Origin of the sequence: Microcoleus sp. A6-C6 (assembly GCF_036705955.1) — a bacterium.
Taxonomy (GTDB): domain Bacteria; phylum Cyanobacteriota; class Cyanobacteriia; order Cyanobacteriales; family Microcoleaceae; genus Microcoleus.
Genome location: NZ_JAUBVR010000021.1, coordinates 39,492 through 57,800 on the forward strand (window position 1 = coordinate 39,492; position 18,309 = coordinate 57,800).

Genomic DNA, 18,309 nt, shown 5'->3' on the forward strand with positions numbered 1-18,309 from the left:
ATTTGTTTGCTGTCATTTGTTTGCTGTCCTTTGACCGAACTGAGCTGAAGTTGAGAGGAAAAAAGCAATGCTGGAAAATTTAGCAAATCAACAAAAACAAGTTTTAATTCCCAAAGACAAAGCCTTGGTATTGTGGTTTGATGAAGTCGGCATCGCCGACATCCCATTAGTAGGCGGAAAAAATGCTTCATTGGGGGAAATGATTCAACAGTTAACCCCCAAAGGAGTCAGCGTCCCCAACGGATTTGCAACTACAGCACACGCTTACCGCGACTTCATCGAATCAGCGGGTTTAGAAGCTAAATTGCGCGCAATTTTTGCCGATTTAGACGTAGAAAATCTCCAAAACCTGCGACAAAAAGGCAAGCAAGCGCGGGCATTGATTCTGGATACACAGTTTCCGCAAGACTTGCAAACGGCGATCGCCCATGCTTACGATCAACTGTGCGATCGCTACGGCGAGAATACAGACGTAGCAGTGCGTTCCTCCGCCACCGCCGAAGACTTACCAGACGCCAGTTTTGCGGGACAGCAAGAAACCTACCTCAACGTCCAAGCTTGCGCTGGCGTCCTCGAATGCTGTCACAAATGCTTCGCCTCCATATTCACCGACAGAGCGATTTCCTACCGCCAACAGCGGGGATTCGACCACTTTGAAGTCGCCTTATCTGTCGGCGTGCAAAAAATGGTGCGATCGGACTTAGCATCCTCCGGCGTCATGTTCAGCATCGACACCGAAACCGGATTCAAAAACGCCGTATTAGTCACCGCCGCCTACGGATTAGGCGAAAACGTCGTCCAAGGCGCCGTCAACCCCGACGAATACTTCGTCTTTAAGCCAACATTAAAACAAGGTTTTCGCCCGATTTTAGACAAACGCCTCGGCAGCAAAACACTCAAAATGGTGTACGATATCGGCGGTTCTAAATACACCAAAAACGTATCGGTGATCGCAGCCGAAAAAAATAAATTTGCCATACAAGATGATGAAATTCTGCAACTAGCAGAGTGGGCAGTAGTCATAGAAGAACACTACTCCAAAGTGCGCGGGACTTATACCCCGATGGACATTGAGTGGGCAAAAGACGGCAATACAGGCGAATTGTTTATCGTCCAAGCGCGACCCGAAACAGTACAATCTCAAAAGTCGGCTACAGTTTTACGCAACTACAAATTGCAAGGTATCAGTGCAGTTTTAGCAAAAGGACGCGCCGTTGGCGAAGCCATCGGACAAGGAAAAGCCCGCGTGATTTTAGATGTTCACAGAATCGCTGAATTTCAATCAGGAGAAGTTCTTGTCACCAACAAAACAGACCCGGATTGGGAACCGATTATGAAAAAAGCAAGTGCGATCGTCACCAATTCCGGCGGCCGCACTTGTCACGCCGCGATCATCGCCAGAGAAATGGGAATTCCCGCCATTGTCGGCACCGGCGACGCCACCCAAATCTTGAAAAACCATCAAGAAATCACTGTTTCTTGTTCGGAAGGAGACGAAGGCAAAGTTTATGCCGGTTTGCTTCCTTTTGAAATTCAAGAAACTGCGATCGAGAATTTGCCCCGCACCCGCACTCAAATTTTAATGAATGTGGGAAATCCAGAAGAAGCTTTTGGTTTGTCAGCAATTCCTTGCGACGGCGTAGGCTTGGCGCGGCTGGAATTCATCATTGCCAATCACATTAAAGCACACCCGCTGGCACTGATTCACTTTGACGAATTAACCGATGAATCAGTCAAGGAAGAAATTGCAGAAATGACAGCGCTTTACCAACACAAACCCGATTTCTTCACCGACAAACTAGCCCACGGAATTGCCACAATTGCCGCCGCATTTTATCCAAATCCAGTCATTGTGCGGATGAGCGATTTCAAGAGCAACGAATATGCTAATCTTTTGGGAGGGCGGCAGTTTGAACCCAAGGAAGAAAACCCGATGATCGGGTGGCGCGGCGCTTCTCGTTATTATGACCCGAATTACCGCGAAGCTTATGCTTTGGAATGCGTTGCGTTGAAGCGAGTTCGCGACGAAATGGGCTTGACAAATGTGATTCCGATGATTCCGTTTTGTCGCACGCCGGAGGAAGGGCGAAAAGTGTTGGCCGAGATGGCGAAACACGGTTTAGTTAAGGGCGAAAATGGCTTGCAGGTGTATGTGATGTGCGAATTGCCCAGCAATGTCATATTTGCTGACGAATTTGCCCAGGTTTTTGACGGATTCTCGATCGGCTCCAACGACTTAACTCAGCTAACATTAGGATTAGACCGCGATTCTGCTTTAGTCGCGCATATCTTTGACGAACGCAATGAAGCTGTCAAGCGGATGATAGAAATTGCGATTAAAGCCGCCAAGAAGTACGATCGCAAAATAGGGATTTGTGGCCAAGCCCCCAGCGATTATCCTGAGTTTGCTCGGTTCTTAGTTGAGTTGGGAATTGATTCGATTAGTTTGAATCCCGATTCGGTTTTGAAGACTTTGTTGGATGTTGCTAAGGTGGAAGGTGCGGGTTCGTTGATGGATTTAGCGGGGGAGGTTGCTAAGGTTTAACCGTTTTTGTTGTTGATAGAAACCGGGTTTTTCAAACAATAGCTGCGCCATTTTCGGGCTTGGTTGTTTTTGATCTAGACCCGGTTTCTCATATCTAAATCTCTAAAATAACCGATCTTCCGTTTGTAGTGAGGACTAAAGTTCTCCGATTTTTATGATGCCTAAACTCCTGACTACAAACTTATCCAGAACACCCCTCATCGGCGCCAACAGCGATCGACCTCCTCATGGATCGCCATAGATCGCCAGCAAACGGTTAACGCACAGGCATAGTTTGAGACTTTTCCGGGAACTTTTCTGATTTAAAACCGTCTCTTCGGGGATAATTTTCTGTTGCCGATCATCTAAATTAAAAAAAATATTCTCCACAAAAGCTCTGAAAATGTGTTTACAGTTCTCCTGATTATTTTCATAGGTTTAGCTCCGTCGCTGGTGTCTTTGTGGGTGATGCGCTCTGCCCAAAGTCAAGCCAGCGCCAGAATTGCGGCGGCACAACTTGCGGTAGCAAATAGACCGCTGCGAAATGAACTAGCAATGGGCGATCGCACTTACGTAGAAGGTCTCGGTTATCCGATCGGCGATATCACTTGCGAGTATAACGCCCGCTCTAATTACATTCGCTGCGCTGTCAATCCTGCTGGGCCCTGTCAAGATTGTCGGTACTACCAAGCCAGAACTCTTGACGTTCGCGGTGAAAAGATATAGGTTGTATTGGGGCTTGTATATACGCATATTTGCGGATGTAGTCATCAATAAGTTAATATATACTTACGTGTAAGGATTGTTGCTGGAGCTTGTTCAAAACGAGCCGCGCCCAAACTCAGCAATAAAAACCTAATCGAGCAGTATTGCTGGGTTACAGTTGCCGTAACTGGGGGATTACAGTCAGTGTTTTTCTAGTTGAGGACTTACGATCCGAAACCAGGTTTAGACGATAAACCTTGGTTGGGGGGCCAGAAATCTAGGAATAAATCAGGCTTATCGTCTCCTGAGCGTAACTCCTGCCCTTAAAAAAATTAGCGAATAAAAATCGCAAATAGCTGACAGGCAAATTTGCAAGTCGATTTCTCCAAAACATCATGAAAAATTCTGCACGAACAATTGTCCTTCTTGATTTACCTCAAACAGAAACCCGCTAGACTCTAAGTGTGACAATTTGAGAAGTTGCTGGTGGGCGACAATATTCTGTTTTTGCGATCGCAGCAAAGCAGTCTCAAACCTTGATTGTTGTCTCCAGACTACAATTCATAAATTTTTAAGACGCCTCGTCGATACAGGGTATGTATATTTCAATTAAATAACACCTCGGTCACTGCCGGCCAAATTATGTTACGGCCAGCACTCCCTAGTAATTTCCTCCCTAATAAAGGTCTGGTTGCTCTTGTGAACAGGGCTGGCGCACCAGAACCAAAGAAACGGGGTTTCGACTTCGCTCAACCAGTAGGCTTTTTACTGGTAGCGAGGGCTGGAACGAATTTTTTTCGTCCATAAAACCCTGTTTCTGCATCCAGAAATGGTGAAATTTCTCTGCAATTAAAGTGCATTAGACGATCTACAGAAAACCTCATCAAGTAAATTTTTGAGCATTTCTGTGATTATCTACGGCGGGATGTAAAACATCTGCGTGTAACAGATACACTCCTTAGCCCAAAGCCGAAGGCAAAATATCACTCGATAGATAGATTGTGGGGGTTTAAACTCTCAATCCTTAACGCTTGCATCGGCGATCTTTGCAATGTTATCAAATAGCAAGATAGCACAGCTTTGTGATGGATAAAATTTGCCTATTCCTCTTTCTGGCAGTCAAGCACCAGAGCCTCAAGCTCTGCAATTAAACGTTGTAAAGAGGCGGCTTTTATTATCTTAAACTGGGCATATTATATACAATCAGTCAGGTCATTCTACCATGCGAACCATCTGTAACCAACCAATTTTCTCAACCCACAAAGCAGGTGACACCACCGCAAGCATTGCTACCAAAAAATCTCCAATGACAGCAACTGATCCTCATGAAAAACAAATAAAACAAGTAAAAGTAGAGGAGTGTTTCCTGTCCAAAAAACCCGGTAGCAGTGCGGGAATTGGGCAGCCCCACAGAGAATTTTTGCTTTTCACCGAGTCGGTGGGAGCCGGGACTGTAAAAAATTTACTGTTCATCGATTCGAGAGTAGAGAACTGCGACAGCTTGGCAAGAGGAGCAACAGCCGATACAGAGGTATTTGTACTAGATTCGACACGGGATGGAGTCGAGCAAATTACTAGAATTCTGGCTAATTGCAGAGATTTAGAAAGCCTTCAGATAGTGTCTCACGGTCGAGAAGCCCGAGTGCAACTAGGGTCGATCGAACTCAGCGGAGACAACTTAGAAACCTACAGCCATTTGTTGCAGCAGTGGGGAAAGGCCCTCAGCGAGAGAGGAGATATCTTGTTATTCGGGTGCAGCGTCGCAGCGGGAGAAAGCGGCAAAGCCTTCGTGCGGCGGCTGAACGAAATTACTGGTGCAGATATTGCAGCGAACGACGGCTTGACGGGGAGTGCGGCACTAGGCGGCGATTGGGAATTAAAATTTGCGATCGGGGAAATAAAAGCGAGCATTGCCATTGAAAAAGAAGTGCTCGAAGCATACACTTACGTGCTCGGCACATTAGTTAACGAAACTTTCAAGAACTCGACAGTGAAGGGGCCTTGGCTCTACCGAGGCACTAACGGGGTGCTGTACGATCCGACTAGCGGGATTCCAGCTAACTTGCAATCTATACCAGGCATCACTGGAGGAACAGTATCAGGCTTACTTCCGGCTTTAGGTGGGGATATTCCTGGCAATGGCGTTCTGCAATTAACTCCAGCATCACAAGACAGGCGGGAGGCTTTCGTCCTCTACAACAACCCCATTCCTTCAAGCGACGGTCTGATTGTCAGGTTTGATTTCTATTCCTACGGTTCCAATCGGCAAATTAATGAACCCGTGGGTTATTTTACTGGCAATCAGCCTGGGGACGGCATTGGTTTCTTCTTCATTAACGGTACTGCATCGCCAGACAAGCCAGGGGGTTATGGCGGTTCTCTGGGCTACGCTCAACGACTAGATGGAACCGTGGCCACACCCGGTATTGAGGGAGGTTATTTAGGCGTTGGCTTTGACGAGTTTGGCAATTATTCAGCACCGACGGAAGGGCGAGCTGGCCCGTCTCCCGATCCGGTTCCCGGCTCCTCCAATCCGCGTTTGGTGAGACCGGATTCAGTAACAATTAGAGGCAGGCAAGAGAATAATTACCCGTTTTTAACCCAAGCATTTGCTCCCTTGGGCATCGATAACATTCCTACCAGTATTGACTTCACCGAACCCAATTTTAACTTTAGCAATACGATCACGACCGATCGCACGGCAGCGAAAAGATCCGTTCAAGTTACACTGAATCCCTCTAACGATCGGGACAATCCCAATCGCCTCACCGTTGCCTTTGATACGGATCTTAACGGCAGCTACGAAACTACTCTGATCGACATTCGCAACTTGGCAATCACCAACGGAATCCCAATACCGCCTACTTTCAAATTTGGTTTTGGCAGTTCCACAGGAAGCGCCAACAACCTTCACGAACTTCAAAACCTGGTAGTTGAAACTGTCAATCCTCCTAGTATCTCGGCTGACGTTGTTACGATCAAGAATGGGCCGCAATCCGTCAAGCCTGGGGGTAGCATTACCTACACCATCACAACCACCAACAGGGGGACAGCGCCCGCTGAACAAGTCTTGGTTCTAGACCAAATACCAGAGGAATTAATTCCGTCATCATCAACAGTTCCTACTGTCATTGCCTCGAACAGCGGCACTTACTCAAACGTCACGCGGAATGTCACCTGGCCGAAAATTCCCGTTCTCAATGTCGGTCAAACCGTCACTTATACGCTGACAGTTGGTTTGCCACCTAATTTAGTTAGCGGCGGCACATTAACCAACGTTGCATCCAGCACTGCTGCGACTTTCGACCCCGATCTCAGCAACAACGACGGTTCAACGCCCATCAGTAGAGTTCTGACTACTGTCGCCGATAGAGTTGCCGACCTCGTTACTATCAAAAGTGGCCCTCTCACCAGTGCGATGGGGTCAACCGTCACCTACTCCCTGACCACCACCAACAACGGGCCTGACCCAGCCACTAACGTCACCATCAGTGACAGCATCATTCCGGGGTTAACAGGAGTGAGTATATCGGAGGGCGGTACTTACGACCCTGTTTCGGGCATTGTCACCTTCCCAGCAGTGACGACGCTGGAAAATGCAGGTACTCTCAGGCGAACCGTCAGCTTTGTCCCGCCAGTCACCCTTACCACCATCAGCAACACGGCTAAGAGTAGCTCAGCGACTCCCGACCCGATACTCACCAACAACAACGGCTCCGCAACGAACAAAGACGATACTCCAACCGGCTCGTCTGTTACCACCACACTCACTCCCAGCGCTGACATTGTTACCACCAAAAGTGGGCCCACAGCTACTAATGCTGGTGCCACAGTCAGCTACACGATCGCCACAGTCAACAATGGCCCTAGTCTCGCAGCAGGCGTCACCATCACTGACAGCATCATTCCGGGGTTAACGGGAGTCACGGCATCCGACGGGGGCATCTACGACCCAACGACAGGGATTATTAGCTTCGGCCCCGTGGCGATCGCCAACGCCCAGACAGTCACTCGGACGATCGGCTTTATCGCCCCACCCACCCTCACTGCCGTCCGCAACACGGCAAGAAGCACCTCAGTCACTCCCGACCCCACGCCGGGCAACAACGACGGTACAAACCCTAATTCCAGTGTTAACACTACGATCGGTGCTCTTGCTGACATTGTTACCACCAAAAGTGGGCCCACAGCTACTACTGCTGGTGCCACAGTCAGCTACACGATCGCCACAGTCAACAATGGCCCTAGTTCCGCAGAAGCCGTCACCATCACTGACAGCATCATTCCGGGGTTAACAGGAGTCACAGCATCCGAGGGTGGAACCTATGACTCAGTTACCGGGATTGTGACTTTCCCGGCTGTGGCGATCGCCAATGGCACTACAGTCAATCGGACGATCGGCTTTATCGCCCCAGCCAGCATCAGTGCCGTCGGCAACACGGCAAGAAGCAGCTCAGCTACTCCCGACCCCACCCCAAGCAACAACGACGGTACAAACCCTAATTCCAGTGTTAACACTACGATCGGCACAGTCCCCAGTCTTGCTAGTGCCGACATCGTTACCACTAAAAGCGGACTCACATCGGCAGAGCCTGGGCAATCTGTCACTTATACAATTACTACGGCAAACATCGGGCCTAGCGACGCGGCCAACGTCACCATCACCGACAGCATTGTTCCAGGTTTAACGGGAGTTTTGGCTTCCGAGGGGGGCACTTACGACCCAATCTCAGGAGTAGTTAATTTTCCGGCGATCGCCAGCGTGACCGTTGGTCAAAGCGTTACCCGTACCGTTACTTTAGCAGTCCCCAACAGTGGCAGCATCACCAATGTTTCCAGCAGCAAATCAACTACTCCCGACCTCAACCTCAGCAATAACGACGGCTCCTCTGCCGCCGCCAAAGTCACTACCGCCGTTGCTCTGGTTACTGTCGCTGGTAGTGCAGACTTGGTGACTACCAAGACTGGCCTCACATCTACGACCGCTGGTAGTTCAGTTACTTATACTATAACTACCACCAACAATGGACCGAATGCTGCTGAAAACGTAGTGATTACTGAAAGCATCATTCCGGGTTTAACGGGAGTCAAGGTGTCCGATAACGGCACCTACGATCCAGTTTCAGGGGTTGTCACCTTCCCAACTATTCCCAGTTTGGCTAGCGGCAGCAACACAAACCGCCAGGTAACTTTAATTGTTCCAGCGATCGGCATCACAAGTATATCCCAGAGCCGATCGACCACTTCCGACCCCAACCCCAACAACAACAACGGTTCCCAACCCGATGCCACTGTCATCACCACCGTCAGCTCGACCACTGAACCCGCCAACCTACCTCCGGTAGCGGACAACAGCAACACGACATTACCGCCCAACAGCACCATACCCATCAAGGGAATCAAAGGAACAGACCCAGACGGCACTGTGGTTTCCTTCACCATCAACACCCTGCCACCAACAAATCAAGGCGTCCTGTTCTTGGGCGACCCGGCTCAAGGAGGAGTGCCGGTCACGTCCGGTCAAGCCTTGACGCCAGATCAAATCAGCCAGTTGTTCTTCCAGTCGGCGGGCACTTTCACAGGGGCAAACTTTACCTACAGCGCCACGGACAACAGCGGTGGCATCAGTCCCGCCCCTGCGACAGTAAACCTGTTTCCGCCTAAAGTTGACCAACCGCCAGTAGCCAACAACTCCAGCGTTACTTTGTTGCCGGAAAGCAACGCCAAAATAACCGGATTGGGAGGAACAGACCCCGACGGCACGGTTGTTTCCTTCACCATCAACACCCTGTTGCCACCCAATGAAGGTACATTGTTCTTGGGCGACCCAACCCAGGGCGGAGTCCCGGTTACACCCGGTCAAGTTTTGACGCCGGATCAAATTACCCAGTTGTTTTTTCAGTCTAGTAGCAGTTTCACAGGAGCCAAGTTCACCTATAGCGCTACGGACAACCTCGGCATTACAAGTCTGGGGGTTGCCACTGTGTCCGGTATTCTGCCGACACCCGAGCAAACAGAAACGCCGACTACGACGCCGACTACGACGCCGACTACGACGCCGACTACGACGCCGACTACGACGCCGACTACGACGCCTATTTTCGGCAGAGTTCCCGAACCGGATACTGCCTGCGGTTGCCAACCACTGCCCTTGCTGGCCCCGATCGCATTTATCCAACCCCAGACAGGGCAAATACTCAACTTCGACTCCAACGCCGTAGAACTCACCTACATCCAAAACACGATCCTCGGCACTCCCGGAAATGACTATTTAAGCGGGAACGACGCTAACGAACTGTTTCTTGCCGAAGCTGGGGATGACATCGTTTTAGGTGAAGGCGGCGCCGATATCGTCTTCGGAGACCAAGGGGCTGATTTCATCGCTGCCGATCAGGACAACGATATCGTTTACGCGGGCAAAGAAAATGATGTGGTGTTCGGCGGGAAACAAAACGATCGCATTTTTGGCGATCGCGGTGCGGACTTATTGTCGGGCGATCGCGGTGAGGATACGATCGTCGGCGACAACGGCAACGACATCAACCTCACGGGCAATGACGGCGACGTAATTTTCGGTGGCGAAGCAGGGGATGCGATCGCTGGTAATCAAGGCAACGACATTGTTTTCGCCGGCAAAGGCCCAGACATCGCCTACGGGGGCAAAGAGGGAGACGTAATTTTCGGCGATAAGGGCCGTGACAGCCTCTACGGCGACAACGGGGACGATTCGCTGTTCGGCGGCGTCCTCAACTCCCTAGATAGCGACCCAGACGGGCAAGATTTGCTGTTTGGAGGCAATGGCAATGACTTACTATTCGGCCAAGAAGGCGACGATACTTTGCTCGGTGGTAACGGCCGGGATTTGGCCTATGGAGGCAAAGGGGGCGATCGCATTTTTGGCGAAACTGGTTCCGACACTCTCTACGGCAATCAAGGTTTTGATACCATCATCGGCGACTACGGTACTGCTGTTGCGACCACAATTGCCACATCTGAAGGCGACTTAATTTTCGGCAATGATAGTGGCGACATCATCGGCGGTGGTAGCGGTAACGACAGCATTTTTGCCGGCAAAGGCGATGATTTAGCTTACGGTGGCAAAGACAATGACTTGATTTGGGGCGAACTCGGTTCCGACACCCTTGTCGGCGACGAGGGAGACGATTCGCTTTACGGCGGCTTGCAAAACGAGTTAGTCAGCGATGCCAACGGCCACGACTTGCTGTTGGGGGGCGACGGTAACGACTATCTCAACGGCGGTGAGAGTTCCGACTCTCTCGGCGGCGGTTTTGGTAACGATACTGTTCACGGCGGCAAGGATGACGATTTGGTGCACGGAGATGCCGGCGATGATTTGATGTACGGCGATGGTGGCAGCGATATTTTGTGCGGCGATGATGGCAATGATACCATTTTTGGCGATCGCGGGGAAAACGAGCGAGGCCCCGTGGGCGCAAACGGCCAGCAAGACTGCATCAACGGTGGCAGCGGCGACGACCTTTTATACGGCAATGAAGGCCAAGATACTCTCAACGGTGATGACGGTAACGACACTCTCTACGGAGGGAAAGATAGCGACATTCTCAACGGGGGTGCAGGGGATGACTGGCTATTTGGCGACGGCGGAGAGGATACTTTAATTGGAGCTAGTGGGAGCGATCGTTTTGTGTTAGATAGCAACAGCGGTATCGATACTGTCCTCAATTTTGAAGTAGGAATCGACAAGTTTGCTTTAGCTGGTGGCTTGAGTTTTGCTCAGTTGCAAATTAACTCCACGGCGAACGGCACCGTCCTGCAATTAGCCTCTACTGGTGAGGTTTTAGCTAATGTTTTTGGGGCTAACAATGCGATTACTGCTCTGGATTTTGTGACTGTTTCTCGGTAATACAAATCTCAGAAAGGTTAGTATTAAGGACTTTAGCCCTCTACTGAATGCGGGCTAAAGTTCTGACTACGCAACTAACTGCGCGATTCCAGTAATTTCCATTTAGTTGATTTTTTCATGTTAATTACTCCTGCTTCGGGCAACTACTACCAGTTTTAATTCGGGTGTTTGTGGCGCAATTATGCTAGTTTAAGGGGAAGGAAAAAAAATAATTATGAATGCGTATCTGTTGGCATTAGGTGATTTTTTTTTAACTGACAATTCCGAAATTACCAGAAAGAATTGGTTTAAAGCCTCTCCCTTTGAGGGAGAAATTAAAATAAGACTATTCATTGCTTCAATCCTCTTCCTACCAGGTAAAGTGCTGTCAACTGTCAACTGTCAACTGAACAATTAATGTTAAATCTCAACTTTCACCCAGCACCCATGCAATACCAAAAATTACCGCCGAAATTTTGGGCAGACTTACAAAAATTGACTGCTAAGTGTATTTTACGCTCATGGTTCGGCTCTGTGTCGATCGCCCTGAGCATAGCAGCAGCCACCACAGTTGCGACTGTGCAAATCACACAGCAACCAGCCAATGCTTCTACAATCACCAGTTGGCAGTTCGATCCCGCCACAAATCAGCTAGAAATTACTCTCCCAGAGGGAACAACTCCCACCTATTCTCTACTCAACCCGTCTCAAATTGCTGTGGATTTGCCCAATACTACGATCGGCGTTGATGTCACTCAACTATACCCGCAAGGCAATGTGCATTCCGTGGGGGTGACTCAACTGCCATCAGGAAGCGCCAGAATTTTGGTAAATTTGGCTCCAGGAGTGGCTTTCAACGGTGAGCAAATTAAATTCCAAAGAGTCGGAGAAAATCGCTGGGTGTTGCGTCCATCGATCGAGCCTGCTTCCTATCAGGCAACTCTCGAAACGCCAGCACAGCCTGCAATACAAGTACCGCCTAATCAACCTCTGACAGATTCTAACTCAACTGCTGCGATCGCGCCTGTCCAACCTGCCTCGGCTGAGGTGATAACTTACGAGCAAAACTCTTTGCGGCAGTCAACTCCAAACGACCAAATCCGACCGATAAATGTGCCTTTAGTCAGGGTTCCGGTTAACCGACCCAAGGGGGTAGGTTCTGCCCCTGTACGCCGTCCTGCTGCGCCCCAAGAGCGGATTATCGATTTTGGTGAACCGCTTCGCTAATAGTCGCTTTCAGTCGCGATGACCTATGGCTGGCGATAATCCGATCCTCGCCATTAGAAATTTTGACCTTCTGTCGCTGGAGCTGTCGAACCCGGTTGGTTGAGGAACAAGTTTTTAGCGCCGTCGTTTTGGTAAATACAGTTAATTTCCGGTTGACCTTCCAGAGGGCCGGTGAAGCCAAAGGTGTTCATGCGATTTTTGCACTCGCGCACTTGGTTTTGGTTGATCAGTTTTCTTTGTTCGAGAATTGCCCAGTTATTGGTTCGCAGGACGCATCCGGGACGCATACTCGGCTGGGAGATGTAGACGTTGAAAGGGTTGAGGGTAACGAAGAGGCGCATATCAGTCACCATCGCGCTGGCTCCAAACTGCACGCACAGTTCCGGGTTCGGGGCGCTGCGATCGATAAATTCCCTGGATGCTACGTTTTCTGGGCTAATTGTCGCTGTGGAACTGAAGGCAATCCCAATCCCAATTCCCAGAATAAACACGGCTGTTAAAATCCCTAGGGTGGCGGAATTTAGGAAAGAGGGTTTGTTAGACTGAGGTTGTCGTCGCGATTGTCCGCCAAATGAGCCGGAGTCTTCGTCTCCTCGGAATGGGTCGCCACCGAATTTGTCTCTGTCGTTGTAGGAGTTAGGTTTACGTTTCATATAATGTTCAGTCCGTTCTGGGGAGTTAACAGGTAGTAGTTTTTTATTTTTAACCGATCTTGCCTTTCTATTATTATGGCGCTAGATAGGTCGCGGCTACGAGCCCAGGACGGCCGATCTGCGTTTGGTGTGGTTCACGGCGAGCGATCGACCAGGCTACAACCTTGCTTGAATTTGAAGATTTCAATAAAATAACTGAAAGTGAGATACTCTTGCACAGCGGAGCAATCCCGGCTCAAGATTATTGACCGAAATTAATGAGATACAAGCCCTATCATAGAAAAATTCGGTAAGTGGGAAACTCAGTGGCTTTAGCCCTGAGAGGAAAACGGCTCGGCGGTTTGAACCGCCTTGAATCTTTCCATTACCGCCTTGGGATTGCTTGGCTAGGTGTACTTTTGTAATGTACTCTCAACGAGACAATTACCATTTCAAGCTTCGCAATCCTGTACGCATAATGTTTGGCATTTCTGCCTCTCCTTTGTGGGGTGATGTTAGCTTCGCCAATGTTATTAGGGCTTGTTAGGCTTATGACACTGTTCCAGGGACTTTAGAACTGTTTAATCGCAAGCGACAGAGCGGGGAACTAGCTTCGCATTCCGGGGTGTCGTGACCTAAATAACGTAGTCAGTTAAGACTTAGGCTGGTCAGAATAGCTTGCTTCAACTTTCGTCTTACAAGCTCAGTGGCTTTAGCCCTGAGTTCCTGACAGTTCGACTTCTAGTGTTTTAGGTGCGAGCCTATCTGAGAAAGTTCTCTCTATGAACGAAGAATCCCCTCCCACGAACGGTAGGGGAGTGTCAAAAATTTTAACATCCTACAAGTCAGGAGGTATAGATTAGTGTCTGTCGAAATTATTCAAAAGCCTTCTACAGTCCGCAAGCTTGCACCACGCTACCGCGTGCTGCTGCACAATGATGATTTCAATCCGATGGAGTACGTGGTGCAGACTTTGATGGCGACGGTACCGAGTCTGACTCAGCCACAGGCTGTGAATGTGATGATGGAAGCCCACACTAATGGACTGGGATTGGTGATTGTTTGTGCTCTGGAACACGCTGAGTTTTATGCTGAAACGCTCAACAATCACGGATTGATCAGCAGCATCGAACCTGACGATTAAAACAGTAGAGGCACTCCCAGGGCTTCGCCCAGATTGTTTCTGACTCAAACCTCATCTTCATACCAAAAAGCCAGGGGACTAACCCCTGGCTTTTTGGTATATTTAATGCGGTCGATCGCGAGACTTAAAGAGTAAAGGTTGGGAGCAACCGGGCCGGAAATCTTTCGGACGGTGGTTCAAAGCTAGGTGGCCTCGATCCCCAATTTCAGCTCTCCAATCTCAAATCTCGATCCTCGGGAATTAATTAGGAAATTAATAACGTCCGCCGCCGCCGCCGCCGCCGCCACCGCCGCTGCGACCAAATTTGCCTGGGCCGCCGCCGCCCCGGTTGCCGCCGCCCCGGCCGCCTTCATCTTCGCGGGGCTTGGCTTTGTTAACTTTGAGATCGCGACCCATCCACTCTGCTCCGTCGAGAGCAGCAATTGCTGCATCTTCTTCGGCATCTGTTGACATTTCTACAAAACCAAAGCCGCGGGGGCGACTGGTTTCTCTGTCGGTAGGTAGATGTACTCGCTTAACGGTTCCGTATTCGGCGAAGACGGCGGTGATGTCTTCTTGGGTAACTTGATAGGATAAGTTACCGACGTATATCGACATGAGGAATAACTCCAAAAATTAGACAGTGCAAAGATTTCAGTTTCGGAGAGTCCCCTGCCGATACAGAAGGGCAAGTTTTTAAACAATTCTGTAGCAATGAACAAAGCCTGCAACCGAATCTGATACACTTGGGATTTTAACACAGAATAGCGTCTTTTGAGTAGCTTTTAGCAGTTAATTAAGTCGTTTTAATTCAATTTCCATTTTTTAGGGTATTCAGAAACCCGATTTTGACCTGTGATGTTTGGGGCAAGGTGGCATCTGAGAGAGTTGTGGCGCCGGCCGACTACCGCAGGAAAGATACGTCTAGATTGCCGAAATTGGTACTCAAAGCTAGATTCAGGTTTTCCAGGGCTTTGACTAACCACACCACGCCTTCTCTGGTAGAAAATTCGTAGTGACCGAACAAAATTGCCAACCGCTTTTCTAGGTAGGCCTTGACTTTGCTGCAAATTAGCACGATTTTCAGCAGCAAACCTGTGGTCTGGGTGGGCCCGATGTTTGAGATTAGGTCGATGAAGACGAAGTGGTTGGGGCGCGCAGGACTCTCTACTACTAAAAAGTTCAATAACTGGCTGCAAGTTCTGATCATTAAAAATTCGTTGAAGTTCTGAGCATCGTTGTGGGGAAAGGTATTTTGTAGTTTTTTATACAGTTTTTCGTTAAATTGACGTTTGCCGTAGCGATCGTCAGTGACGGAAGAAATTAGGTATTCGTACAAGTCGTCTTTAAAGGAGCTGTAGGACACAGTTGTGCTGGTGTTCGCCATGAAGCGGCCCGCTAGCTGTCTGTAGGTATCGGCTCCTTCTACTTTTCCGACAAATTGCTTGAGGGCAAAGAACAGTTCCGGGTCGCTCAACAGTGTGGGGTTTTTTATAGTTTGTATATTCCTAACGAAGGACATTGAGGTTTCTCGGCGGGCTGTTTGGGCTTTTCTCACTTGGTGAGCGACGTATTGTGAGAGGTCTATTTCAAATTGCTGTTGCTTTTGAGTTTGGATTTTTTTAATGATTTTTTGCTGTTCGTAGGTGCTGTCGTCGCTGAGGAGGCAGTGTTTGTAGAGGTAAGGGTATCGGGGAATTAAGGTTCCGAGGGCTAGGGTGGCGGGGGTTTTGCTGTTGCTGCTGTCTTCATTGCTGTGAGTGATGACTTTGGCTAAGCGTTGGAGGGTGAGGTACTGTTCGCTTTCGGTAAATTGATTTACTAATTTGGGGATGGAGTGAGCCACCCGCGATCGACTGTATCCCAATATTTTGGGGGCTTCTTCAAACAGAGCGATCAATTCTGGGATGGCTGCTTGCTTGCTTGGGTATGTTTGCCAGCGGTTGATCAGGATGTGGCAGCAACGGTTGAGGATGTACTTGAATTCTTGTTGGGCGTATGGTGAGGCTGCTATTTTTTCTAGTGCTTCAGCGATGGTGCGATCGCCATATCCGTTACCGTGGATAAACAAAGTGCGAAAACGGTCAATGAGTTCGATCGGCTGTTCTACTTGTACCAACTCCAGCCAGTGGTTGTAAAGTAGCTGTTCTTCTTCTTGGCTCTGTCTGTTGTAGTCGTTCACTTTAGATTAACCCTCCAAGGATTGGGCAGGAGCTTTAAGCGCCATTGGCAGATGGGAATTGGCAGATGAAGCGCCTGAATTGACTCAACCGAGCTTCTCGCCTCCCCAGGCTTACGGGTGGAAGCGGTCAGCATCTTAAGCCGATCGATCTTTTTTACTTAGTTAAACTATTTGTCAACACCAGCATGACATGAATTGTTTGCAATTAGCAAGGCCTAAAATCACCACAAACTTTGTAAATTCTTGATAAAGATTGTGGGTGTGTTCTAAATAATTTCTGGGGGGTCAGAGGATTTATTATTACCAGTATCAAGGTCAATCCTAGTCAGTAGCGCGCACTTATACCATTGGGGATGGGAATGACTGATGACTCCCAGAGTTTAGATCGCGGGGAAAGCAGTTGCATTCTTTTTGGAACTGGTGTCAGTTAAATTGGAGGTCGGGCGAGGTAGGATTAGCTGTGAAAATAATGATTTGAAATGTGAGTGCTGGTAATATGGTCTGTCGCGTAAGTGTCGCTCAACTTGCTGAAATTTTAACTGTACTTTTGCCTGCTTTGTCTGAGGACGTTCTGACAGCTTTAGGGACAGGTATTGCCACAGATACGCGCACCATTGAGGGGGGCGAAGTATTTTTAGCGCTGCGGGGAGACAATTTTGACGGGCATCAATTTGTGGCAAAAGCCCGGGATTTGGGGGCGATTGCGGCGGTAGTCGATCGCGATTGGCCGCTTGAATTACCCGATTTTCCGCTGTTGCGCGTTGACGATACTTTAAAAGCATACCAGGCGATTGCCCGTTGGTGGCGCGACCAATTCAGTATACCGATAATTGCTGTTACTGGTTCCGTCGGTAAAACTACTGCCAAAGAATTAATTGCGGCGGTTTTGTCAACGAGGGGAAATGTTCTTAAAACTCAATTTAACTACAACAATGAAATTGGAGTCCCCAAAACTCTGTTAGAGCTTTCGCCGACACACAATTATGCTGTAATTGAAATGGGAATGCGCGGACTAGGCGAAATTGCGCTGCTTTCGCAAATTGCGCGTCCTACTGTGGCCGTAATTACTAACGTAGGAACGGCGCATATCGGGCGATTGGGTTCGGAAGATGCGATCGCCCAAGCTAAGTGTGAATTGTTATCTGAAATGCCTGCTAATAGCATTGCTATTATCAATCACGATTCTGACAGATTAATCACAACTGCGGCGAAAGTTTGGCAGGGGAAAACTTTAAGTTACGGATTAGAAGGCGGGGATTTGTGCGGAGAATTAATTAATAATGATACCATGTCTGTAGAAGGTATAGAATTGCCGCTGCCATTGGCTGGACGACATAATGCTGTAAATTATTTGGCGGCTTTGGCAGTAGCTAAAGTTTTGGGTATTGATTGGGAAGTTTTACAGCAAGGTTTGTCTGTGCAGTTACCGGATGGACGGGCGCGCCGCTACGATTTACCGCAGGATGTTGTGGTTCTGGATGAGACTTATAATGCTGGTTTGGAGTCGATGTTGGCGGCGCTGAGATTGTTAGCGGATACTCCGGGAAAGCGCCGGATTGCGGTGTTGGGCACGATGAAGGAATTGGGCGAAAGGGCGATCGAATTTCATCGACAAGTGGGAAATGCGGCGCGAGATTTAAACCTTGATGCTTTGTTTATTTTTGCGGATTTTGAGGAAGCGGCGGCGATGGCTGCGGGTGCGGCGGGTTTGCCTTTTGTGCAGGTGGAAGATATTACGGGGGAGGATTCTCACGCAGATTTAGGTAGGCATTTGATGGATTTTGTCGCTGCGGGCGATCGTATTTTATTTAAAGCTTCTCATTCGGTGGAATTGAATCGAGTTGTGGAGAAGTTTCGCGCTGATTTTGGCGGTGAGTAATATTAAGGAAAATCGGCGCTTGAAATCACATTCAACCGCCCTTTTATCTAAAATATACCTCTTGCATAAATGTTTGATTGATAAATTAACCGCAGATTCAAGATAGATAAACACAGATAAACGCAGAGAATTTCAAGAGGATTGGTGACTTGTGCAAGAGGTTTAACAAGAAA

Annotated in this window: 9 protein-coding genes; 6 read left to right on the plus strand and 3 right to left on the minus strand. The window is 48.8% G+C overall.

What is annotated here, in order from left to right; translation table 11 throughout:
* Positions 1-67 precede the first annotated feature (67 nt).
* The 4 genes from ppsA to QUB52_RS11335 all read left to right on the plus strand — a co-directional run bounded on the left by ppsA (position 68) and on the right by QUB52_RS11335 (position 12,320).
* Positions 68-2,545, plus strand: coding sequence for a phosphoenolpyruvate synthase (gene ppsA, locus QUB52_RS11320; RefSeq protein ID WP_332966590.1), 2,478 nt, complete (start codon positions 68-70; stop codon positions 2,543-2,545).
* A 384-nt stretch (positions 2,546-2,929) separates the two neighbouring features.
* Entirely contained in the window at positions 2,930-3,250 is a 321-nt protein-coding gene (locus QUB52_RS11325) for a DUF6464 family protein (RefSeq protein WP_265233356.1), read from the plus strand.
* A 1,285-nt stretch (positions 3,251-4,535) separates the two neighbouring features.
* Entirely contained in the window at positions 4,536-11,114 is a 6,579-nt protein-coding gene (locus QUB52_RS11330) for a DUF4347 domain-containing protein (protein ID WP_332973230.1), read from the plus strand.
* Between the two features lie 396 nt (positions 11,115-11,510).
* Positions 11,511-12,320 carry an AMIN domain-containing protein gene (locus QUB52_RS11335; RefSeq protein ID WP_332973228.1) on the plus strand — a complete coding sequence of 270 codons (810 nt, stop codon included), beginning with the start codon at positions 11,511-11,513 and terminating at the stop codon, positions 12,318-12,320.
* A gap of 53 nt (positions 12,321-12,373) precedes the next feature.
* Here QUB52_RS11335 and QUB52_RS11340 read toward each other — a convergent pair whose 3' ends face one another.
* Positions 12,374-12,973, minus strand: coding sequence for a DUF3172 domain-containing protein (locus tag QUB52_RS11340; RefSeq protein WP_265233353.1), 600 nt, complete (start codon positions 12,971-12,973; stop codon positions 12,374-12,376).
* An 841-nt stretch (positions 12,974-13,814) separates the two neighbouring features.
* Between QUB52_RS11340 and clpS the strand changes: the two genes are divergently transcribed.
* Positions 13,815-14,096 (plus strand): ATP-dependent Clp protease adapter ClpS, encoded by a 282-nt coding sequence (gene clpS / locus QUB52_RS11345; protein WP_265233352.1) that lies wholly within the window; start codon positions 13,815-13,817, stop codon positions 14,094-14,096.
* A gap of 252 nt (positions 14,097-14,348) precedes the next feature.
* On the opposite strand, the gene QUB52_RS11350 is transcribed toward clpS, so the two are convergent.
* Positions 14,349-14,693 carry an RNA recognition motif domain-containing protein gene (locus tag QUB52_RS11350; RefSeq protein ID WP_332966596.1) on the minus strand — a complete coding sequence of 115 codons (345 nt, stop codon included), beginning with the start codon at positions 14,691-14,693 and terminating at the stop codon, positions 14,349-14,351.
* Positions 14,694-14,979: 286 nt separating this feature from the next.
* A complete protein-coding gene (locus QUB52_RS11355) occupies positions 14,980-16,257 on the minus strand; it encodes a hypothetical protein (RefSeq protein ID WP_332973227.1) in 1,278 nt (425 codons plus the stop codon).
* A gap of 496 nt (positions 16,258-16,753) precedes the next feature.
* Between QUB52_RS11355 and QUB52_RS11360 the strand changes: the two genes are divergently transcribed.
* Complete coding sequence (locus tag QUB52_RS11360; RefSeq protein WP_332973225.1) at positions 16,754-18,136, plus strand: UDP-N-acetylmuramoyl-tripeptide--D-alanyl-D-alanine ligase; 1,383 nt, start codon at positions 16,754-16,756, stop codon at positions 18,134-18,136.
* Positions 18,137-18,309 lie beyond the last annotated feature (173 nt).